The organism is Ramlibacter sp. GS1-15 (genome assembly GCF_057785015.1).
Map to the genome: position 1 here is coordinate 1,509,352 of NZ_JBYNTU010000001.1, position 21,720 is coordinate 1,531,071.

General features: G+C 69.2%; 19 protein-coding genes and 1 riboswitch. Of the genes, 15 read left to right on the top strand and 4 right to left on the bottom strand.

Annotated elements, in window-relative coordinates:
- Positions 1–6: 6 nt before the first annotated feature.
- Entirely contained in the window at positions 7–690 is a 684-nt protein-coding gene (locus AC3EF3_RS07565) for an ArsR/SmtB family transcription factor (RefSeq protein ID WP_488531539.1), read from the bottom strand.
- A gap of 62 nt (positions 691–752) precedes the next feature.
- Between AC3EF3_RS07565 and AC3EF3_RS07570 the strand changes: the two genes are divergently transcribed.
- Positions 753–1,058, top strand: coding sequence for an NIPSNAP family protein (locus AC3EF3_RS07570; RefSeq protein ID WP_488531540.1), 306 nt, complete (start codon positions 753–755; stop codon positions 1,056–1,058).
- Between the two features lie 16 nt (positions 1,059–1,074).
- On the opposite strand, the gene AC3EF3_RS07575 is transcribed toward AC3EF3_RS07570, so the two are convergent.
- The 3 genes from AC3EF3_RS07575 to AC3EF3_RS07585 form a co-directional block, all read right to left on the bottom strand.
- Positions 1,075–1,890, bottom strand: a complete 816-nt coding sequence (locus tag AC3EF3_RS07575; RefSeq protein ID WP_488533754.1) for a sulfite exporter TauE/SafE family protein — start codon at positions 1,888–1,890, stop codon at positions 1,075–1,077.
- A gap of 374 nt (positions 1,891–2,264) precedes the next feature.
- Complete coding sequence (locus AC3EF3_RS07580; protein WP_488531541.1) at positions 2,265–2,603, bottom strand: cell division protein ZapA; 339 nt, start codon at positions 2,601–2,603, stop codon at positions 2,265–2,267.
- Entirely contained in the window at positions 2,600–2,809 is a 210-nt protein-coding gene (locus AC3EF3_RS07585) for a DUF904 domain-containing protein (protein WP_488531542.1), read from the bottom strand. Before AC3EF3_RS07585 ends, AC3EF3_RS07580 begins: the two co-directional genes overlap by 4 nt.
- Before the next feature lie 34 nt (positions 2,810–2,843).
- Positions 2,844–3,099, top strand: a riboswitch (cobalamin riboswitch).
- Between the two features lie 78 nt (positions 3,100–3,177).
- Here AC3EF3_RS07585 and AC3EF3_RS07590 point away from each other — a divergent pair.
- The 14 genes from AC3EF3_RS07590 to AC3EF3_RS07655 all read left to right on the top strand — a co-directional run bounded on the left by AC3EF3_RS07590 (position 3,178) and on the right by AC3EF3_RS07655 (position 21,711).
- A complete protein-coding gene (locus tag AC3EF3_RS07590; protein ID WP_488531543.1) occupies positions 3,178–4,995 on the top strand; it encodes a TonB-dependent receptor domain-containing protein in 1,818 nt (605 codons plus the stop codon).
- 7 nt (positions 4,996–5,002) lie between these two features.
- Positions 5,003–5,818 carry a cobalamin-binding protein gene (locus AC3EF3_RS07595; protein WP_488531544.1) on the top strand — a complete coding sequence of 272 codons (816 nt, stop codon included), beginning with the start codon at positions 5,003–5,005 and terminating at the stop codon, positions 5,816–5,818.
- Positions 5,811–6,365 (top strand): bifunctional adenosylcobinamide kinase/adenosylcobinamide-phosphate guanylyltransferase, encoded by a 555-nt coding sequence (locus AC3EF3_RS07600; RefSeq protein ID WP_488531545.1) that lies wholly within the window; start codon positions 5,811–5,813, stop codon positions 6,363–6,365. Before AC3EF3_RS07595 ends, AC3EF3_RS07600 begins: the two co-directional genes overlap by 8 nt.
- Positions 6,362–7,162, top strand: coding sequence for an ABC transporter substrate-binding protein (locus tag AC3EF3_RS07605; RefSeq protein WP_488531546.1), 801 nt, complete (start codon positions 6,362–6,364; stop codon positions 7,160–7,162). Before AC3EF3_RS07600 ends, AC3EF3_RS07605 begins: the two co-directional genes overlap by 4 nt.
- Positions 7,159–8,145, top strand: coding sequence for a FecCD family ABC transporter permease (locus AC3EF3_RS07610; RefSeq protein WP_488531547.1), 987 nt, complete (start codon positions 7,159–7,161; stop codon positions 8,143–8,145). The genes AC3EF3_RS07605 and AC3EF3_RS07610 overlap by 4 nt, the downstream gene beginning before the upstream one ends.
- Positions 8,142–8,915, top strand: a complete 774-nt coding sequence (locus AC3EF3_RS07615; RefSeq protein ID WP_488531548.1) for an ABC transporter ATP-binding protein — start codon at positions 8,142–8,144, stop codon at positions 8,913–8,915. The genes AC3EF3_RS07610 and AC3EF3_RS07615 overlap by 4 nt, the downstream gene beginning before the upstream one ends.
- Before the next feature lie 56 nt (positions 8,916–8,971).
- Positions 8,972–9,337 (top strand): SPW repeat protein, encoded by a 366-nt coding sequence (locus AC3EF3_RS07620; protein ID WP_488531549.1) that lies wholly within the window; start codon positions 8,972–8,974, stop codon positions 9,335–9,337.
- 87 nt (positions 9,338–9,424) lie between these two features.
- Entirely contained in the window at positions 9,425–9,862 is a 438-nt protein-coding gene (locus AC3EF3_RS07625; RefSeq protein ID WP_488531550.1) for a universal stress protein, read from the top strand.
- A gap of 5 nt (positions 9,863–9,867) precedes the next feature.
- A complete protein-coding gene (locus tag AC3EF3_RS07630) occupies positions 9,868–10,527 on the top strand; it encodes a class I SAM-dependent DNA methyltransferase (protein ID WP_488531551.1) in 660 nt (219 codons plus the stop codon).
- Between the two features lie 35 nt (positions 10,528–10,562).
- Positions 10,563–12,077 carry an acid phosphatase gene (gene acpA, locus AC3EF3_RS07635; protein WP_488531552.1) on the top strand — a complete coding sequence of 505 codons (1,515 nt, stop codon included), beginning with the start codon at positions 10,563–10,565 and terminating at the stop codon, positions 12,075–12,077.
- A gap of 388 nt (positions 12,078–12,465) precedes the next feature.
- Positions 12,466–14,013 (top strand): efflux RND transporter periplasmic adaptor subunit, encoded by a 1,548-nt coding sequence (locus AC3EF3_RS07640; RefSeq protein WP_488531553.1) that lies wholly within the window; start codon positions 12,466–12,468, stop codon positions 14,011–14,013.
- A complete protein-coding gene (locus tag AC3EF3_RS07645; RefSeq protein ID WP_488531554.1) occupies positions 14,010–17,117 on the top strand; it encodes an efflux RND transporter permease subunit in 3,108 nt (1,035 codons plus the stop codon). The genes AC3EF3_RS07640 and AC3EF3_RS07645 overlap by 4 nt, the downstream gene beginning before the upstream one ends.
- Positions 17,114–20,317 (top strand): efflux RND transporter permease subunit, encoded by a 3,204-nt coding sequence (locus AC3EF3_RS07650; protein WP_488531555.1) that lies wholly within the window; start codon positions 17,114–17,116, stop codon positions 20,315–20,317. Before AC3EF3_RS07645 ends, AC3EF3_RS07650 begins: the two co-directional genes overlap by 4 nt.
- The gene (locus tag AC3EF3_RS07655; RefSeq protein WP_488531556.1) at positions 20,314–21,711 is read left to right on the top strand and encodes an efflux transporter outer membrane subunit; all 1,398 of its coding nucleotides are present in this window, start codon (positions 20,314–20,316) and stop codon (positions 21,709–21,711) included. Before AC3EF3_RS07650 ends, AC3EF3_RS07655 begins: the two co-directional genes overlap by 4 nt.
- Positions 21,712–21,720 lie beyond the last annotated feature (9 nt).

Below are 21,720 nucleotides of genomic sequence, written 5' to 3' on the forward strand. Positions count from 1 at the left end.
GCCGCATCACAGGGCCACGCCCAGCTTCCTGAACGCGTCGCCGCCCGCACTCGTGACGCGCACGACGCGGCTGTGCTTTTGCCGCTCGATCCAGCGCGCCGCGCGAAAGCGCTCGGCCATCGCCGCACCGAGCGCGCCACCCAAGTGGTCCTGTCGCTCCGACCAATCGAGGCAGCGGCACGCGAACTGCCGCCGCCGCGCACGGGCGGCATCGAGATCGACACCGAGTTGCGCGAGGGCCTTCCCGCCCTTGCGCGTCACCTGCAACTGGCGCGGATCGCCCGCATCGGGTTCGAGCCAGCCTTTGCGCAGCATGCTGGCCAGCAGCCCCGTGCCGAGCGCGCCCGCCAGATGGTCGTAGCAGAAACGCGCAGCACGAATCGGCTCGTGCGAGCGCTCTTTCGCCGACGGCCGGCGCGGCGCGACGCGCATCAGGGCCTCCACGAGCTGGGCGACATCGTCCGAGGCGAAGCGGAAGTACTTGTGGCGGCCTTGTGCCGCCGCGGCGAGGAGGCCGTCGTCCTGCAGGCGCCTGAGGTGCGACGTCGCCGTGGCCGGCTCGATGCCTGCGCCCAGCGCGAGCTCCTTGGCCGTGAGCGCCCGGCCTTCCATCAACAGCGCAAGCATGCGGATACGGCTCGCATCTCCCACGGCGCCCGCGATGCGGGCCAGGTCCGGTTCTGCATCCATGCTTCGATGCTAATCAAACAATTGCGGCTGGACAAGCAGGTGGGGCGGGACAACACTGGCGCATGACCATCACCTGCTTCATCCGCTACGAGATCGACCCGTTCCAGCGCGAGGCGTTCCGCCGCTATGCGCTGGCGTGGGCGGGGATCATCCCGCGCCTGGGCGGCGACCTGCTGGGCTACTTCCTGCCCTGGGAAGGCAGCAACTACGAGGCCTGGGGCCTGATCGCGTTCCCCAGCCTGGCCGAGTACGAGGCATACCGTCAACGCCTGAAGCGCGACCCCGAAGCGGTGGCGAATTTCGAATTCGCCCAGCGCGAGCGCTTCATCCTGCGCGAGGAAAGGCGCTTCACGGAGCTCGTCGCGTGATCGCCGGCGCGCACGGCTAGGTGTTCAGCCCCTTGTACACCATGTACGCCGCGAGCAGGTACAGGATGCTCGCGAACACGCGCTTGAGGCGAGCGATGGGCAGCGCGTGCGCCGCCCGTGCGCCGAGCGGCGCGGTGAGCACGCTGAAGCCCGCGATCGCCGCCAGGCCGGGCAGCCAGACATAGCCCAGGGAAGCCGGCGGCAAGCCGGGCACGGACTGTCCCGAGATGACGTACCCCGCGACGTTGGCGGCGGCGATCGGGAATCCCAGCGCCGCGGACGTCGCGACCGCGTTGTGGATCGGCACGTTGCACCATGTCATGAACGGCACGCTGATGAAGGCGCCGCCCGCGCCGACCAGGCCCGACAGGAAGCCGATCAGGCCGCCCACGCCCAGTTGGGCCGGCTTGCCGGGCAACCCGCGCGTCGGCTCGGGTTTGCGGTTCATGAACATCTGCGTCGCCGAAAAGCCGACGAACAGGGCGAAGAACACCGCCAGCCAGGAGCCCTTGAGCAGCGAGAACACACCCAGGCTGCCGATCATGCTGCCGATGACGATGCCCGGCGCGAGCAGTTTCGCGATGTCCCAGCGCACTGCGCGCCGCGCATGATGGGCCCGCACGCTCGAGATCGAGGTGAAGATGATGGTGGCCATCGAGGTTGCGATCGCCATCTTCACCGAGAGGTCCGGCGCGACGCCGCGGTGCGACAGGATGATGCTGACGAAGGGCACCATGATCATCCCGCCGCCGATGCCCAGCAGGCCCGCGAGGAACCCGGTGGCCATGCCCAGGACGGCGAGCTCGAGGACGAGGGGAATCGACAGCGACATCTTGTTCTTCGCGCGAAAGAACGATTGTCGCAGCCGGAAGGACAAGGGCCGCACGGGGCGGCCCTTGGGGGAATAGGTGTCTGCCGTGGCGCCGAACCGCATCCTGAACCGGAGTTCAGGTGGGCGAGGTCAACCTGGCGTTGGGTTCATCTGACGCGAGACGCTCACGCTCACCAGGCGATGTTCCAAGCCCTTGCTCAAAGAGCATTGGTTCAAGGAAATATAAAGTCCGGCACACACTGCAGACGGAATGAATTCTAGGACTTCGGGTGCGCGAAGGGGGCCATTTCGCGGCGAATCCCCTGACGGTCGACCGAAAAAAATTTCCGGCTTGACATCTACGAACGAAGCCGAACTGTTCGGTTCGCCGGGCGTCAGATCAGGCGGCCGTCGTCGCCGAGCGCGCGATCGAGGCGTTGCAGCAGGTTGGCCAGGCGCGGATCCGGGCCGGCATGGCCGTTGGCTGCCGGCGCGTGCGCGAGGTTCGTGGCCTGGATGGTCGGCGTCTTGTCGGCCACGTCGAAAGCGAGATTGAGCGCGGCCAGCACCGCGATGCGGTCGCGCGCCTTCACCTTGCCCGCATCGCGGATGCGGCACATGGCGGTGTCGACCTTTTCCACGGCCTCGAGCAAGCGCTGCTCGCCGCCTTCCGGGCAGGCGAGCAGGTAACTCTGGCCCATGATCTGGACTTCAACCTGCTTTTGCACGCTCATGCGGCTTTCTGGATGTCGGGCAACCGCTCCAGCAGCGCGTCGACGCGCGTGCGGGCGGCGGACAGGCGCGACTTCAGCGAATCGCGTTCGTTGGTGAGCACCTCGACCTGTTGCGCGAGCAGCGCGTTGGTGCGCTGGAGCTCCTCGTAGCGCACCAGCAGGCGCTCGACTCGTTCCGCAATCTGTTCGATCTGGGCGGCACTCATACGGGGCATTGTAGGGTTTTGTGACAGATTCCGATCTAAAATCCAAAGCGTTGGTGCTCGCGGTGTGGTTCGCATGCCGCAGTTCAACGGGAAGCAGGAAGCGAGGTGACACCCTCACCGAGCCAACCTGCGCTGCCCCCGCAACGGTAAGCGGTCGGATTCCGCACAAGCACGTGCGAATCCCGCTTCGTCCATAGCCAGCCACTGGGCCGCGCGCCGCAACAGCGCACCTGGGAAGGCGACGAAGCGCACCCGCCAGCCCGGATACCGGCCAACGAAGGTGGCGCGCCGCGCGTAACGGGCGCGCCTTGTCGCCCAATCGCCGGCGGGGAAGCCGGTGCGGGTTGCTTGTTCGAGTTTATCTTCCAATGGTTCACAAGACCTTCTTCCACCGCGGGTGCCTGCCTCTCGCGCTGTCCGTCGTTTCCACCGCTGCGTTCGCGCAGGCCAGCCTGCCCGGCGTCGTCATCACCGCGAGCCGCACCGAGCAGCGCGTCCAGGACGCGCTGCCATCCACCACCGTGCTCACGCGCGCCGACATCGAGGCCGCGCAGACGCCGGACCTGCCCACGCTGCTGCAGCGCGTCGCTGGCCTCGAGATCACGCAATCCGGCGGTGCCGGCACCGTCGCCGGCGCTTCCCTGCGCGGCGCGGAGACGCGTCACACGCTGGTGCTCGTCGACGGCGTGCCGATCAACAACCTGAACTTCGGCCTGGCCAGCATCGAGAACCTGTCGCTGGCGGACGTCGAGCGCATCGAAGTCGTGCGGGGCAACGTGTCCAGCCTCTACGGCAGCGCCGCGCTCGGCGGCGTCATCCAGGTCTTCACGCGCAACCCCGGTGCGAAGCCCACCGCGAGCATCACGATGCAGGCCGGCTCGCGCGGCCTGGTCCAGGCGAGCGCGTCGGGCGCCGTGAAGCTGGCGTCCGGCACCGGCCTGCGCGCCGATGTCGAGTCGCTGCGCGACCGCGGCTTCGACGCCACCAACCACGACCAGTTGCCCGGCACGAATCCGGATCGCGACGGCTATCGCCGCAGCGCCGCGGGCTTCGCGATCACGCAGGACATCGCGGGCGGGCACAGCGTGGGCTTGCGCGTGCGCGAAGCCCATGGCCGCACCGAGTACGACAGCCAGTTCGGGCCCGCCACGCAAGCGGACGTCTCGAAGGCCGTGGAGCAGAGCGCGGTGCTGGACGCCAACGTGAAGCTCTCGGATTCGCTGGGCCTCGCGGTCGCGCTGACGCAAGCCGCCGACAAGCTCGACGCGAGCGTGACCGCGTTTCCGTACTTCGTTCATTCGCGCAACGACGGCGCGCAGGCCAGCCTGCAATGGCAGGCCGCGCCCGGCCAGCGCATCACGGCGGGCCTGGAGCACACGCGCCAGCGCATCACCAGCGACACCGTGTACGACCGCTCCTCGCGCACCCAGGACAGCGCGCGCCTGGGGTACACGCTGGCGGCGGGGCCGCACCAGGCGCAACTGAACCTGCGCCAGGATCGCTACACCAGCTTCGGCACCGCCAACACGTGGCTCGCGGCGTACGGCTACCAGCTCACGGATGCGTGGCGCGTCAGCGCGTCGGCGTCGACCGGCTTCAACGCGCCGACGTTCAACGACCTGTACTACCCGTTCGGCGGCAATCCCGCGCTGCGGCCCGAGCGCCTGCGCGCGCGCGAAGTCGCGGTGCAGTACGCGGCCGCCGGCCAGGTCGTGCGCGCGACGCTGTTCGACAACCGGTACAAGGACCTGTTCGGCTTCGACGCCTTCTTCAACCGCATCAACGTCGGCCATGCGCGCAACCGAGGACTGGAGCTGACCTGGAACGGCCGCTTCGGCGATACCGGCATCAGTGCAGGCTTCACCAGCCAGGACCCGAAGAACGAGGACACCGGCCAACGCCTGGTGCGTCGCGCGAGGACGCTGGCGAAGCTCGGCGTTTCGCGTGACATGGGCCCATGGCAATGGGGCGCGAACCTGCGCTACGAGGGCGACCGCCTCGATGCAGGCAGGACGCTGGGCAGCTACACCGTGATGGATCTCACCGCAAGCTACCGGGTCACGCCCGAGACGCGCGTGTTCGGACGGATTGAAAATGCGGGGGACCGCCGCTACGAGACGATCTACGGCTACCGCCAGGCCAGCCGGGGCGTCTTCGTCGGCATCAACTGGCAACCGCGCCTCTGACCGCCGCATGACCGCTCCGTCCGATTCTTTCGCGCCCCGGCGCATCGTCTGCCTCACCGAGGAGACGACGGAGTGGTTGTACCTGCTGGGCGAGGAGGCGCGCATCGTCGGCATCTCCGGGTACACGGTGCGCCCGCGCCGCGCCCGCGACGAGAAGCCGAAGGTCAGCGCCTTCCTGTCCGCGAAGATCGACAAGATCCTCGAGCTGAAGCCCGATTGCGTGTTCGGCTTCTCCGACCTGCAGGCCGACATCGCGGCGGAACTGGTGCGGCGCGGCGTGCAGGTCACCGTCTTCAACCAGCGCAGCGTCGACGAGATCTTCTCGATGCTGTACCAGGTCGCGGCGATGGTGGGGCGCGCGGAGCGCGGGCTGGAGCTGCTCGCGCAGATGCGTGCGCGCCTCGACGGAATCGCACGTGCGGCGGGTGCCTTGCCGCGCCGGCCGCGCGTGTACTTCGAGGAATGGGACGAGCCGCGCATCAGCGGCATTCGCTGGGTGTCGGAATTGGTCGGCATCGCCGGGGGCGAGGATTGCTTTCCCGAACTCGCGCAGCAGCCCTTGGGCAAGGACCGCATCATTGCGGATGATGCGGAAATCATCCGCCGCGACCCGGACGTCCTGATCGGCTCGTGGTGCGGCAAGAAGTTCCGGCCCGAGAAGGTCGCCGCGCGGCCGGGCTGGGATGCCGTGGCCGCGGTGAAAGGCAAACAGCTGTTCGAGATCAAGTCCGCCGACATCCTGCAGCCGGGGCCGGCGGCGCTCACCGACGGCGTCGAGCAGCTGCATCGCATCGTCATGGACTGGGCGAGGGCACATGCCTGAGCTTCGCGTCGCGCGCAGCGAATTGATCCTGGGCGCCCAGAAGAGCGGCAAGACGCGCCGTGCCGAGGACCTCGCGGCCGTGTGGCTCGCGCAGGACGCGGCGCATCGCGCGACCTACATCGCGACGGCGCAGGCCTGGGACGGCGAAATGCGCGAGCGCATCGAGCGCCACCGCCAGGCCCGGGCGCAGCGCGTGCCGCGCATGGAAACGGTGGAGGAGCCGCACGAACTCGCTCGCGCGATCGGTGCGCACAGCCGGGCCGACACGCTGATCGTGGTGGATTGCCTCACGTTCTGGCTGACGGCGCGGCTGCTGCCGGCCGCGAGCGAGGCGCAGGGAGCGCAACTGGCCGACGCGATCGCGCGCTGTGCCGGCCCGATCATCCTGATCAGCAACGAGCCCGGGCAGGGCGTGGTGCCCTCAAGCGCCGACAGCCGCAATTTCGTCGATGCACTCGGCACATTGAACCAGGAGGCCGCCGCGGCGTGCGAACGCGTCACGCTGATGTCGGCTGGCATCGCGCTCACCCTGAAGGACGCTTCATGAGGCGCTGGTGCATCGCGCTCCTTTGGGCCTTCGCGCTGGCGGCGCACGCGGCACCGCAGCGCATCGTCACCCTGCTGCCGTCGCTGACCGAAACGGTGTGCGTGCTCGGTCACTGCGACAAGCTCGTGGCGGTGGACGATTTCTCCGACTGGCCCGAGCAGGTGCAGCGCCTGCCGCGCGTCGGTGGGCTGGAGGACACGCACATCGAGCAGATCGTCGCGCTCAAGCCCGACCTCGTGCTGCTCACCGCATCCTCGCGTGCCGCGGGGCGGCTGAAGGCGCTCGGCGTTCGAGCCGTGGCCTTCGAGCCCAGGACGATGGAGGACGTGCACACCAGCCTGGACATGATCGGCGCGATGCTCGGGGAACACGACGCAGCCCGGCGCGTGTGGAAGGAGCTCAATGAAGGCATCGATGCGCAGGCGCGTTCGGTGCCCCCGTCGCGGCGCGGTGCGCGCGTGTATTTCGAAGTCGGCAGCGGCCCCTATGCCGCGAGCGAGATCTCGCACATCGGCGAGTTGCTCACGCGGCTCGGTGCCGCCAACGTCGTGCCGGGCAGCCTGGGCAGCGTGCCCAAGCTCAACCCCGAATTCGTGGTGCGGGCCGATCCGGACGTGATCATCGTCTCCGCGCGTGACGTCGCCCAGCTTCGGCTTCGCCCGGGGTGGAGCCGCATCCGCGCGGTGCGCGAAGGCCGCATCTGCGCGCTCGAAGGCGCCGACGCTGCAGTCGTGATGCGGCCCGGCCCGCGCCTGGCGGAAGCGGCGCGCGTGCTGGCGCGGTGCCTCGCACGATGAAAAGGACGCATGCGCCCTCGCTGTTGCTCGCGCTGCTGGCGATCAGCGGCGCGCTGCTGGTCGCGGGCAGCGCCGTCGGCAGCCAGGGCTGGGAGCCGCTGTGGGTGCGGGCCGACGATGCGCAAGCAGCCATCCTGTGGGGCATCCGCGTGCCGCGGACGGTGGGCGCATGGATCGCCGGTGCGCTGCTCGGGCTCGCGGGGGCCGTCGCGCAAGGGCTGTTCCGCAATCCTCTGGCTGATCCTTACCTGCTGGGCAGTGCCACCGGTGCGGCGTTCGGGGTCGCACTGTGCCTGGTGTTCCTCGGCATTTCGCCGATCGAGCCATCGGACTGGCTGTCGCACTGGGTGCTCACGATCAGCGGCTTCGTCGGCGCGGTCTGCGCGGTGTTCGTCACGCTGGTCCTCGCGCAAGGCGTGCAGCACACGTTGCGCCTGCTGCTGTCGGGCGTCGTCGTGGGCATGGTGTTCGGCGCGCTGTCGGCGCTGGTGATGTTCTGGCGGCCCGAAATCATGCGGGCGATGCAGGCCTTCCTGCTGGGCACGACCGGGTTCCTCGGCTGGGACGCCGTCCTGCTGCTCGCCGTGGCGTTGGCAGCGTCGCTGATCGCCGCACTGGCCTTCAGCCGCGCGCTCGATGCGCTCGCGCTCGGCGAGACGGCGGCCGCGAGCCTGGGCGTCGCGCTCACGCCGGTGCGCATCGTGCTGGTGATCGCGATCGCGCTGGCGACCGGCGCCGCCGTCGCGCAGGTCGGCCTGATCGCGTTCATCGGTCTCGTGGCCCCGCACCTGGTGCGCGGCCTGGCCAAGCCCACGCATCGCTGGCTGTTGCCCTTGTCGATGCTCGCGGGCGGCGTGCTGCTGCTGGCCGCCGACGTGCTCGCGCGCTGGCTGCTGGCGCCGCGCGAGGTGCCGGTGGGCGTGCTCACGGCGGTGCTCGGCGGGGGCTACCTGATCTGGCTGATGCACCGGAGGCCGACGTGACGCGTGCGCTGTGCGCCGGGAGCCTGCACGCGTCGCTGGGCGGGGTCGAGGTGTTGCGCGGGATCGACCTCGCCTTGCCGGCCGGGCGCTGGACGGCGATCGTCGGGCCGAACGGCGCGGGCAAGACGACCCTGCTCAAGGCGCTGGCGCAGCTCACGCCGCACAGCGGCCAGGTCGAGATCCTCGGCCGCGATGCGCGCACCTTGTCGGCACGCGAGCGGGCGCAGTCCATCGCCTGGCTCGGGCAGAACGAGGGGGGCGCCGAGGACCTGCTGGCACGGGATGTGGTGATGCTCGGGCGCCTGCCGTACCAGGCCTGGCTCGGACCGGCGACCGGGCGCGATCGCGAGGCGGTGCAGGCGGCGATGGAACGGACGCAATGCTGGGACTGGCGCGACCGGCCGCTCGGCCAGCTCTCGGGCGGCGAGCGCCAGCGCGTGTTGCTCGCGCGCGCGCTGGCCGTGGGCGCCCCCGTGCTCATGATGGACGAGCCGCTGGCCAACCTCGACCCGCCGCACCAGGCCGACTGGCTGCGCATCGTGCGCGCGCACGTGCAGGCCGGCGGCGCGGCCATCTCGGTGCTGCACGAGATCACGATGGCGCTGCATGCCGACGAGATGGTCGTGATGCGCGCCGGCCGCGTCCTGCACCAGGGCGGGTGCGACGACGGCGCAACGCATCGCGCGCTGGAAGAGGTGTTCGAGGGCCGCATCTCGGTGCGCGAAGTGCAGGGGCAGTGGGTGGCGCTGCCGGAACCTGCATCGCGATAACGGGTCCAACACCCTGCGCGGCAGAGCCAACGAGCCGCGTCAAAGGAGGTATCGCCATGAAGCAAATGAAGCATTGGCAGGATCCCGTCAATGCGGTGCTCGGTGCATGGCTGGTGCTCTCACCCTGGATTCTCGGTTTTTCGGGCGAGACGACGGCCATGGCCAACGCGGTGATCATCGGGGCGGCCCTCGTCGCCGCGTCCCTGGGGGCGATCTTCGTCCCGCGGGCGTGGGAAGAGTGGACCGAACTGGTGCTGGGCCTGTGGATGGCGGCGTCGCCCTGGCTGTTGCGGTACAGCACGCTGCAGTCCGCGACGACCAGTGCCTTCCTCGTCGGCCTCGTCATCCTTGGCCTCGCGCTGTGGGTGCTGATGACCGACCGGGACTACGGCTGGATGCGCGGCGACGGCGTCGCGCATTGACGAGCTGGAGACGCTGCGGCTGGGCCTGAGTGACAAGCCCAGTCGCCGCGTCTATGCTTGGGGCATCCCAAATCGTTGGAGAGCGCCATGTACAAGCGGATCCTGCTGGCTTACGACGGCTCCGACGCCGGGCAGAAGGCCTTGCTCGACACGTGCGAGCTCGCGCAGTGGAGCCAGTCCGAGCTCCACCTCATCGCCGTGATGCCTTCGGCGATGAGTTTCGTCGGCCTGGAAGGCGGTGTCTACGACATCGAGCTGGAGGAGCGCGAGAAGAAGAAGCACCAGGCCGTGCTGCAGGACGGCGTGCGGCGCCTGGCCGACATCGGCACCAGCGCCAAGGGCGAGGTGGTCGTCGGCGAGGCGGTGGACGAGATCACCAAGTACGCGCGCAGGATCGACGCCAACCTGATCATCGTCGGCCACAAACACCTGGACAGCTGGGCTGCGCGCTGGTGGCGCGGCTCGATCTCCGGAGCGCTGATCGAGCATTCGCCCTGCAGCGTGCTGGTCGTCATTACCCGCTGAGTCCCATGCGCCCGAGTCCGCCATCGGGCCGCCGGCCCGACCGGCAGGCCGTCGCCCTGGCGCAATACCGCAGTCGCGCCCGGCGTTACGACACCGAGCTGCGCCTGTTCGAGCCCGTCCGCGACGAGGCGATCGCGCAACTGCAGCCGCACGTCGGTGACTGCGTGCTCGACGTGGGCTGCGGCACGGGCCTGAGCTTCGACAAATTGCACGACCGCGTCGGCCGCACCGGGCGCATCGTGGGCATCGAGCAGTGCTCCGAGATGATGGCGCAGGCGGCCGAGCGCGTTGCGGCGAACCGCTGGCACAACGTGGATCTCGTGCTCGCGCCTGCGGCCACGGCGCAGTTCGATCGCGTGGGCGATGCGGCGCTCTTTCACTTCACGCACGACATCCTGCGCGACGCGGCGGCGGTGGCGAACATCTTCGACCATCTTCGACCCGGCGCACGCGTGGTGGCCGCCGGCCTGCAATGGGCGCCGCCGTGGCTGTGGCCGACCAACGGCTTCGTGATGCTGGCCGCGCTGTATTCGACGACGTCGCTCGAGGGACTGGGCCACCCGTTCAGCCGGCTGGCGTCGCGGCTCAAGGACTTGCATGTGCAGCACACGGCGCTGGGCGGCATCTACATCGCTTCGGGCGTCTTCGATCCGGCCAAACACTGAGCCCTGGCCCGCGCATGCGTGCTAGCCTCGCGCGCATGAAGAAGAACCTCATCGCGCACCTCGTCGCGTTCTCGGCGGCCGCGCTGCTCGCCGGCTGCGTCACCCCGCCCGCGTCCGACTTCGCCGCCCGCACGGACAAGGTCAGGAACCTGGTGGTGATCTACGCCGAGAACCACAGCTTCGACAACATGTACGGGCTGTTCCCGGGCGCGAACGGCGTCGCCAACGCCACGCCCGAGCAGTACACGCAGCTCGATCACGATGGCCAGCCGCTGCCCGAGCTCGTCGTGTTCGGACCGGACGGCAAGCCGAACCCGGCGTTCCCGCGGATGCCGAACCGGCCGTTCCGCATCGACGCGCCGCCGGTGAACCGCCCGCCGACGACCATCGTGCCGAGCCCGATCCACGTGTTCTGGCACAACATCGAGCAGATCAACGGCGGCAGGAACAACATGTTCGCCGCGATGTCGAACGTCGGCGGCTGGGTGATGGGCCACTACGACGGCAGCCAGTTCAAGTTGTGGCAATGGGCCCAGGACTACACGCTGGCCGACAACTTCTTCATGGGCGCGTTCGGCGGCTCCTACCTCAATCACCAGTACCTCGTTTGCGCCTGCGCGCCGAAGCACGAGAACGCACCGGCCTCGATGCGCGTGCGGCTCGATGCGAACGGCAAGCTGGAGAAGCGCCCCGACTCGCCGCCGGCGAAGGAGGGCGCCGTGCGGGTGGTGAGCAGCGGTGGCGGGCAGGTGTCGCCCGACGGCTACTCGCTCAACACCACGCAGCCGCCGTACCAGCCGAGCGGCATCGCGCCGGCCGCGAACGGGCCGAAGGAAATGGCCGATCCGGCGGGTGACGCGCGCAGCGGCCTGCCGCTGCCGCCGCAGACCGCGACCACGATCGGCGACCTGCTCTCCGCGAAGGGCGTCTCGTGGGCCTGGTACGCCGGCGCCTACAGGCAGGCGCTCGAGGATGGCCAGCAGCCCGCGGGGGTCAAGCGCAGGATCATCTACACGCGCGAGGACAACTCGCCGAACTTCCAGCCGCATCACCAGCCGTTCAACTACTTCGCGCGCTACGCGCCCGGCACCGCCGAACGCGCGCAGCACCTGCTGGACGGCGAGGACTTCGTGACGGCGATAGACAGCGGCACGCTGCCGGCGGTGAGCTTCTACAAGCCCGCCGGGCGCGACACGCAGCATCCCTCGTACACCGACATCGTCACCGGCGACCGGCACATCGATGCGCTGCTGCAGAAACTGCGAGCCAGCCCGCAGTGGAAGGACATGCTCGTGGTCGTCACGTACGACGAGAACGGCGGCTACTGGGACCACGTGCCGCCGCCCACCGGCCCCGGCTGGGGCGACCGTTTCGGCCCCGGCTCGCGCATCCCGACGCTCTTGATCGGCCCGCACGTGAAGAAGGGCTTCGTCGACCACACGACCTACGACACCACATCGATCCTGCAGTTCATCTCCAAGCGCTGGGGCCTGCAGCAGCTGCCTGGTGTGCGGCCGAAGATGGGGGATTTCAGCGCTGCGCTGGAGTGACGTTGCGGGGGGCTCGCGTCAGGCGGTGCCCGTCAGGCCTCATCTGGAAATCGGCCAGCCGGGCACCGCCTGACGCGAGCGATGCTCCGGCACCTCGGGGTCTCTTCGAGCACGCGTGATCTGTCCTCGCGGCATGGGGCATTCGGACGGGCCGATTTTTAGATGAGGACTGGCCGAATGCCCCATGCCGCGCGTCCACCGGCGCAACGACGTCGCCAAGGCGTAAACCCCCCGTAAATCATCAGTAAAGTTCCTGCCGCACAGCAGGACTTGGCCTACGTACGCATGGGTGCAAGGCCGATCGCTGAGGCATCATTGCCGGTCCAATCTAGTGAACGGGCGCGCGCCTTGCCGGGAACGCCACGCCCGGTGAAGAACAAGGACAGTCATGAGTGTGCCGCCTGATGCGAACGATCCGCTTGCCGCGAACCCTTCCGAACCCCCGCAACGTACCTTGAGCCGCCGCGCGCAGGTCCTCGGCGGCGTGATCGCGCTGGTGGTCGTGGCGGCCCTGGGCTGGCTCGCATGGGACCTCACGCATGACAAGAGCCGCACGGGCAGCCAGAGCGCGGGATCGTTCGGCGGGCCGGGCGGTGCAGGCGGAGGTCGCGCCGGTGGCGGCGCTGGTGCCCGCGGCCCGGCGGTCACGGTCGGTGTCGCGATCGCCGAGAAGGCCGACGTGCCCGTCGTCGTCGAGGCCCTGGGCACCGTCACGCCGCTGGCCACGGTGAAGGTGCGCTCGCAGGTGAACGGCACGTTGCAGCAGGTGCTCTACAAGGAAGGCCAGATGGTGCGCAAGGGCGACGTGCTGGCGGTGATCGACCCGCGCCAGTTCGAGATGGCCTTGCAGCAGGCGACCGGCACGCGGATGAAGGACGAGGCGCAGCTGCAGGCCGCGCGCGTGACGCTGGAGCGTTACCGCACGCTGCTCAAGCAGGATTCGATCGCGCGCCAGGAAGTGGACACGCAGGAAGCGCTGGTCAAGCAGCTCGAGGCCACGCTGGTCGTCGACAGGGCGAACGAAGGCACGGCACGATTGAACCTGGGCTACACGCGCATTACGTCACCGCTGTCGGGGCGCGTGGGCCTGCGGCCCGTGGACGTCGGCAATTACGTGAGCACGTCCGACACCAACGGCGTCGCCGTGATCACGCAGCTCTCGCCGATCGACGTGCAGTTCTCGGTCCCGCAGGACCAGGCGCCGGCGCTGCAGCAGAACGCCGATGCGACGATGCAGGCGCAGGCGCTGGACCGCACGCGCTCCACCGTGATCGACACGGGCCGCTTCTCGTCGCTCGACAACGTGGTCGATACCCAGACCGGCACGGTGAAGGCGAAGGCGCGCTTCGACAACACGAAGCTCGCGCTGTTTCCCAGCCAGTTCGTGAACGTGCGCCTGAACGTGCAGACGATCAAGGGCGCGACGGTCGTGCCCGTGTCGGCCCTGCGCCACGGCAACAACGGCGACTACGTTTTCGTGCTCAACGCGGCCGAGCGCACGGTGGCCATGCGGCCGGTGAAAGCAGGGCAGGCCACCGTGGACAAGGTGCAGATCGTGACCGGCCTCGAGCCGGGCGAACGCGTGATCACCGAAGGCGCGGACCGCCTGCGCGACGGCTCGCGCGTGATCCTGCCGGGCGACCAGCCGCCCGCCGGTGGACGCCGCCGCGACGGCGCCTCGGCGCCCGCCGAAGGCTCGGCGGCCCAGGCGGCGCCCTCGAGTGCGCCGCGTATCGCGAGCAACGCCGGCGCCGCGACCACCGACAAGCCCACGGCCGAACAGCGCCAGCGCATGCTCGATTCGGTGAAGGACGATCCCGAACAGCTCGAGCGCCGCAAACGCTTCCTCGACGCGATCGACAAGGGCGATCCGCAGGCGCTGGAGCGCTGGCGCTCGATGCAGCAGCGGCGCAGCCAGGGCTCGGGAGGCCAGTGAGCCCGTCCCGCCCCTTCATCCTGCGGCCGGTGGCGACATCGCTGCTGATGCTCGCCATCGTGCTGGCGGGCATCGTCGGCTTCCGCTTCCTGCCGTTATCGGCGCTGCCGCAGGTCGATTACCCGACCATCCAGGTCCAGACCCTGTACCCCGGCGGCAGTCCCGAGGTCATGGCGCAGACCGTGACGGCGCCGCTGGAGCGGCAGTTCGGGCAGATGCCGGGCCTGTCGCGCATGAGTTCGACCAGCGCCGCGGGTGTGTCGACCATCACCTTGCAGTTCGGGCTGGGCCTGGCGCTCGATGTCGCCGAGCAGCAGGTGCAGGCCGCGATCAACGCCGGTGCGACGCTGCTGCCCGCCGATCTCCCGGCGCCGCCGACCTACGCCAAGGTGAACCCCGCCGACGCGCCGGTGCTGACGCTGGCGATCACCTCCGATGCGCTGCCGCTCACCGAGGTGCAGAACATCGCGAACACGCGGCTGGCGCTCAAGATCAGCCAGGTGAACGGCGTCGGCCTCGTCACGCTGTCGGGCGGGCAGCGCCCGGCCGTGCGCATCCAGGTGGACCAGCGGCAGCTCGCTTCGTACGGCCTCGCGCTTTCCGACATCCGCACGGCGATCACGGCGGCGAACGCCAACGCCGCGAAGGGCAGCATCGACGGGCCGACGCGCTCGTACACGATCAACGCCAACGACCAGCTGATGGCCGCGGACGACTACCAGAACATGGTGATCGCGTACCGCAACAACGCACCGGTGCGGCTGAAGGACATCGCGAAGGCCGTGCAGAGCGCCGAGAACGTCAAGCTCGGCGCCTGGGCGGTGATCAACAACGAGCTCATGCCCGCGGTCATCCTGAACGTGCAGCGCCAGCCCGGCGCGAACGTGATCCAGACAGTGGACGCGATCAAGTCGCGCCTGCCGGAGCTCACCGCGGGCCTGCCGCCCAACATCCGCGTCGACGTGCTGAGCGACCGCACGACCGGCATCCGCGCCTCGGTCGAACACGTGCAGATCGAACTGGTGCTGGCCGTGGTGCTGGTGGTGCTGGTGATCTTCGCCTTCCTGCACAGCCCGCGCGCGACGGTGATCGCGAGCCTGGCGGTGCCGATCTCGCTGATCGGCACCTGCGGGGCGATGTACCTGCTGGGCTACAGCCTGAACAACCTGTCGCTGATGTCGCTCACGATCGCCACCGGCTTCGTGGTGGACGACGCGATCGTGATGATCGAGAACATCAGCCGCCACATCGAGAACGGCGAGAAACCGCTCGATGCGGCACTCAAGGGCGCCACCGAGATCGGCTTCACCATCATTTCGCTGACGGTGTCGCTGATCGCGGTGCTGATCCCGCTGCTGTTCATGGGCGACGTCGTCGGGCGCCTGTTCCGCGAGTTCGCGGTGACGCTGGCGATCACGATCCTGATCTCCGCCGTGGTGTCCCTGACGCTGGTGCCCATGATGTCGGGCCGCTGGATCAAGGCGCATGCCGGGCCCGAAAAGGGCATCGGCGGTGCGATCCAGCGCCGCTTCGATTCGGTGGTGGCGCATTACGACCGGTGGCTCGCCTGGGTGCTGGAGCGCGAGCGGCTCACGCTGCTGGTGGCGCTCGGCACGCTGGTGCTCACGGTGCTGCTGTACGTCTTCATCCCCAAGGGCCTGTTCCCGACGCAGGACACGGGCCAGCTGCAGGCACGCGTGCAGGCGCCTCAGTCGATCTCGTACCGCGACATGGCGCTGCTGCAGCAGGAAGCCGCGCGCACGATCATGGAGGACCCGGACGTTGCGACCCTCTCCAGCTTCGTCGGCGTGGACGGCGTGAACAACACCATGCTGCACACCGGCAGCATGCTGATCAACCTGAAGAAGGGCCACCGCGACCAGCAGAAGATCATGGACGAGCTGCGCCGGAAGGTGCAGCAGATCCCGGGCGCGCAGATCTTCCTGCAGCCGACCCAGGACCTGACGATCGATTCGGAGACGGGCCCGACCCAGTACCGCTTCTCGCTCGAAGGCGCGGACAGCAACACGGTGAACCAGTGGGCCGGCAGGCTCGTGGAGCGCCTGCGGCAGGAGCCGAAGCTGCGCAACGTCTCCACCGACGCGGGGTCGACCGGCGCGGCGGTCTATGTCGACATCGACCGCGATACGGCCGCGCGGCTGAACATCTCGGCGTCCACGATCGACGACGCGCTCTACAGCGCTTTCGGCCAGCGCATCGTCTCCACCATCTTCACCGACACCGACCAGTACCGCGTCATCCTGGAGTCGAGCCCCGACCCGTCGGCGTCGCCCACCTCGCTGGGCATGGTGCAACTGAAGGCGGCCAACGGCGGCGCCATCCCGCTGTCGGCGATCGCCCGCATCGTCGAGCGGCAATCGCCCCTGCAGGTGACGCACGTCGCGCAGTACCCGGCGACGACGGTGAACTTCGACGTGGTGCCGGGGGAAGCGCTCGGCTCGGCCGTGGGCATCATCCGCGCCGCCGCCAGGGAACTCCAGATGCCGTCCGCCGTGACGATGACCTTCCTCGGCGCGTCGGGCGCGTACGAGTCGTCGCTGGCCAACGAGCTGTGGCTGATCCTCGCGGCCGTGGTGTGCGTCTACATCGTGCTGGGCGTGCTGTACGAAAGCTATGTGCATCCGCTCACGATCCTGTCCACGCTGCCTTCAGCCGGCGTGGGCGCGCTGCTGGCGCTGTGGATCACGGGCCATGACCTCGGCGTGATCGGCATCATCGGCATCATCCTGCTGATCGGCATCGTGAAGAAGAACGCGATCATGATGATCGACTTCGCGATCGAGGCCGAGCGCGGCGAGGGCAAGCCCCCGCGCGAGGCGATCCACCAGGCCGCGATGCTGCGCTTCCGGCCGATCATCATGACCACGCTGGCGGCGATCGGCTCGTCGATCCCGCTGATGTTCGGCTGGGGCGAGGGCGCGGAGCTGCGCCATCCGCTGGGCCTGGCGATCTTCGGCGGCCTGATCGTGAGCCAGATGCTCACCCTGTTCACGACGCCCGTGATCTACCTCGGCTTCGACCAGCTGGCGCGCAAGTGGGGCCGCAAGATCGGCCGTCACGCGGAGCTGCGGAGCGCGGAATGAACCTCTCGCGCCCTTTCATCCAGCGCCCGGTCGCCACGGTGCTGCTGACCGTGGGCATTGCGCTGGCGGGCATCGGTGCCTTCTTCCTGCTGGCCGTGGCGCCGCTGCCGCAGGTGGACTACCCGGTGATCTCGGTCAGCGCGAGCTTGCCCGGCGCCTCGCCCGACACCATGGCGACCAGCGTCGCGACGCCGCTGGAACGACGGCTGGGCGTGATCGCCGGCGTGAACGAGATCACCTCCAGCAGCAGCAACGGCTCGACCCGCATCACGCTGCAGTTCGACCTGAACCGGCAGATCGACTCCGCGGCGCGTGAAGTGCAGGCGGCGATCAACGCGGCGCGCGCCGACCTGCCCTCGACCTTGCGCAGCAACCCGACCTACCGCAAGGCCAATCCTTCGGCCGCGCCGGTGATCATCCTCGCGCTCACGTCGCCGTCGCGCACGCCGGGGCAGATCTACGACGCGGTGTCGAACATCGTGCAGCAGAAGGTGTCGCAGGTCGAAGGCGTGGGCGACGTCGAGATCGGCGGCGGCTCGCTGCCCGCCGTGCGGGTGGACCTGATCCCGTTCGCGCTGAACAAGTACGGCGTCGCGATGGAAGACGTGCGCGCGGCCGTGCAGGCAAGCTACGCCAACCGCCCGAAGGGCACCCTCGAGGCGTCGGGCCGTTCGCTGCAGATCTACACGGACGCGACGGGCCACATCGGCCTGGGCCGCCCGACGGCGGCGGACTACCGCAACCTCGTCGTCGCGTGGCGCAACGGCGCGCCGATCCGCCTCGCGGACGTCGGCACCGTCACGGACGGCGTGGAGAACATCAACACGCTGGGCCTGTTCAACGGCGAGCCCTCGGTGATCGTGCTCGTCACGCTCCAGCCCGGCGCCAACGCCATCAAGACGGTGGACAGCGTACGCGCCATGCTGCCCGAGCTGCAGGACCAGCTGCCGCACGACATCAAGCTGCAGGTGGCGAGCGACCGGACGCATTCCATCCGCGCGTCGCTGCACGAGGTGGAGATCACGCTGATGATCGCCATCGTGCTGGTGGTGCTGGTGGTCAGCGCCTTCCTGCGCAGCACGCGCGCGACCTTCATCCCTGCGGTGGCGACGCTCGTCTCGCTGCTCGGCACCTTCGGCGTGATGTGGCTGCTGGGTTTTTCGCTGAACAACCTGAGCCTGATGGCGCTGACGGTGGCCACCGGCTTCGTGGTCGACGATGCGATCGTCGTGCTGGAGAACACCAGCCGCCACATCGAGGCCGGCATGTCGCGCTTCGCGGCGGCACTGGAGGGCGCGCGCGAGGTGGGCTTCACGGTGCTGTCGATCAGCCTGTCGCTGGTGGCCGTCTTCATCCCGCTCCTGTTCATGGGCGGGCAGGTGGGCCGCCTGTTCCGCGAGTTCGCGGTGACGCTCTCGGCCGCCGTGATGATCTCGCTGGTCATCTCGCTCACCACCACGCCGATGATGTGCGCCTGGCTGCTCAGCCCGACGGCGCACGAGACGAAGCCGAACCGCCTCTCGCGCGCGTTCGAGCGGGCCTTCGAGGTGGTGCATCGCTGGTACGAGCACAGCCTGGACTGGGCCTTGAGTGCGCGGTGGCTGGTTCTCCTGATCCTGCTGCTCGTGATCGGCCTGAACGCCTACCTGTTCGTCATGGTGCCCAAGGGCTTCTTTCCGCAGCAGGACACCGGCCAGATCTCCGGCGGCATGCGCGCCGACCAGAGCATCTCGTTCCAGGCGATGCAGGAGAAGCTGCGCACCATCGTCAACATCATCCGCAACGACCCGGCGGTGGACACGGTGGTCGGTTTCACCGGCGGCAGCCGCGCCGGCGGCGGCTTCATGTTCATCAACCTCAAGGACCCGTCCGAGCGCAAGGGCGTGGCCGGCCAGGCCGTGATCGCCCGCCTGCGGCCGCAGCTCGCGCAGGTCACCGGCATCAGCCTGTTCCTGAGCCCGGTGCAGGACGTGCGCATGGGTGGGCGCCAGGCCAACAGCACCTACCAGTACACGCTCAAGAGCGACAACGTGAGCGACCTGCGGATGTGGGCCAACCGCCTGTCGGAAGCGATGAAGCGCCAGCCCGCGCTGACGGACGTCGATACCGACCAGAACGACACGGCGGTGGAGGTGTACGTGCAGATCGACAAGGACACGGCCTCGCGCCTGGGCATCTCCTCGCGCGACATCGACAACGCGCTGTACGACGCCTTCGGCCAGCGGCAGGTGAGCACGATCTACGACGAGCGCAACCAGTACCACGTGATCCTCGGCGCGGCGCAGCGCTATGCGCTCAGCCCCGAGGCGCTGAAGGACATCTACGTGCCGGCGAAAGACACGACGGCGACGACGACCGCCGCCAAGGCGACGATCAACCCGTCGCTGCGCGACCAGTCGACGGGGCAGGCCGTGAGTTCCACGTCGACGAACATGGTGCCGCTGTCGCTCATCGCGCGCATCTCCGAGCGGCCCGCCGCGGCCGCGGTGAACCACCAGGATTCGGAGCTCGCGACGACGGTCTCGTTCAACCTTGCCGACGGCTACAACCTCTCGCAGGGGCAGGCGGCCGTGCGCGCGGCCGAGGCCGAGATCGGCCTGCCGATCAACGTGCGCGGCAGCTTCCAGGGCACGGCGCGCGCAGCGCAGGAATCGCAGGGCCAGCAGCCGATGCTGATCCTGGCGGCGCTGGTCGTGATCTACATCCTGCTGGGCATCCTGTACGAGAGCCTGGTCCATCCGCTCACCGTGCTCTCGACGTTGCCATCCGCCGGTGTGGGCGCGGTGCTCGCGCTGCTGCTGTTCAAGCTCGACCTGTCGATCATCGCCCTGATCGGCCTGTTCCTGCTGATCGGCATCGTGAAGAAGAACGCGATCATGATCATCGACTTCGCCCTCGACGCGGAGCGCTCGCGCGGCCTCTCGGCCTATGCCGCCGTGCGCGAGGCGAGCCTGCTGCGCTTCCGGCCGATCCTGATGACGACGCTGGCGGCGGGCCTGGGCGCGTTGCCGCTGGCCATCGGCTTCGGCGAAGGCGCCGAACTGCGCCGACCGCTCGGCATCGCCATCATCGGCGGCCTGCTCGCGAGCCAGGTGATCACGCTGCTGACCACGCCTGTCGTGTACCTGTTCCTCGACAAATTCAGGCGCCGCAGCCCGCGTGAGCGCGAGCTCGGGCGCCACGCCACGCAGACGACATGAAGACAACCAGCGCCATCCTCCTGACTTTCGCGCTCGCCGGCTGCGCGCTCACGCCCGCGTACCAGCGGCCCGAGGTCGACACGCCCGTCGCGTTCAAGGAAGGTGCGGGCGAGTGGATCAAGGCCATGCCCGCCGACACGCTGGAGCGCGGGCCGTGGTGGGAGCTGTTCGCCGACCCGGACCTCACGGCCCTCGCGTCGCAGGTCGAGGTGAACAACCAGAACGTGGCGCTCGCCGTCGCGCGTTACGCGCAGGCGCGGGCTCTGGTCGCGCAGCAGCGGGCATCGCTGTTTCCGACCGTGGACTTGACCGCCGACGCAACGCGCAGCGGCTCGCGCAGGTCGACCACCACGGCGGCAAGCGGCACCCGCAACAGCTACACGCTCGCGATCGGCGGCTCGTGGGAGCCGGATGTGTGGGGCCGGCTGGGAGCCGGCGTGGCCCAGGCGCGCGCGAGCGAGCAGGCCAGCGCGGCGGACCTGCAGGCGGCCAAGCTGTCGGCGCAAAGCGAGCTCGCCACCGACTACTTCAACCTGCGCGAGCTGGACGTCGCGCGGGCGATCCAGGCCGAGACCATCGCCGGCTACGAGCGCACGCTGAAGATCACGCAGAACCGCTACACCGCCGGCATCGCCGCGAAGACCGACGTGCTGCAGGCGCAGACGCAGCTGGCCAACGCGAAGGCCGAGCAGCTGGGGCTCGAGCAGCAGCGCGCCGCCCTCGAACATGCGATCGCCGTGCTGGTCGGCAAGGCGCCCGCGAACTTCGCGCTGGCCGCCCGGCCGGTGTGGAACGCGACGGTGCCCGACGTGCCGATCAGCGTGCCTTCGACGCTGTTGCAGCGGCGGCCCGACATCGCGGCCGCGGAGCGCAAGGTGGAAGCGGCCAACGAGGCGATCGGCGTCGCGCGGGCGGGCTACTTCCCGAGCCTGCGCCTCTCGGCCGACGGCGGCCTGGGCGCGGCGGCGATCGGCGACCTGTTCAAGGCGTCGGCGCTCAGCTGGTCGCTCGGCGTTGCACTAGCGCAGACCATCTTCAACGGCGGCCTCACCGGCGCGCAGGTGGCGAGCGCGCGCGCCGGGCTCGATGCGGCGTCCGCGCAATACCGGCAGGCCGTGCTCGAAGGTTTCCAGGACGTCGAGGATCGCCTCGTCGCCTCGCGCATCCTGCAGGACCAGCTGCTGCTGCGCCAGGAAGCGTCGCAGGCCGCGAACCTGGTCGAGCAGCAGGTGCTCAATCGCTACCAGGCCGGGCAGGTGAGCTTCACCGAAGTCGTCACCGCGCAGGTCACGGCCGCCAACGCGCGCCGCGCCGTCGCGCAGGCGATGTCGGACCGCGAGGTGGCGGCGGTGGGCCTGATCAGCGCGCTGGGGGGCGGCTGGAAGGGACTCTGAAGTCCGCGG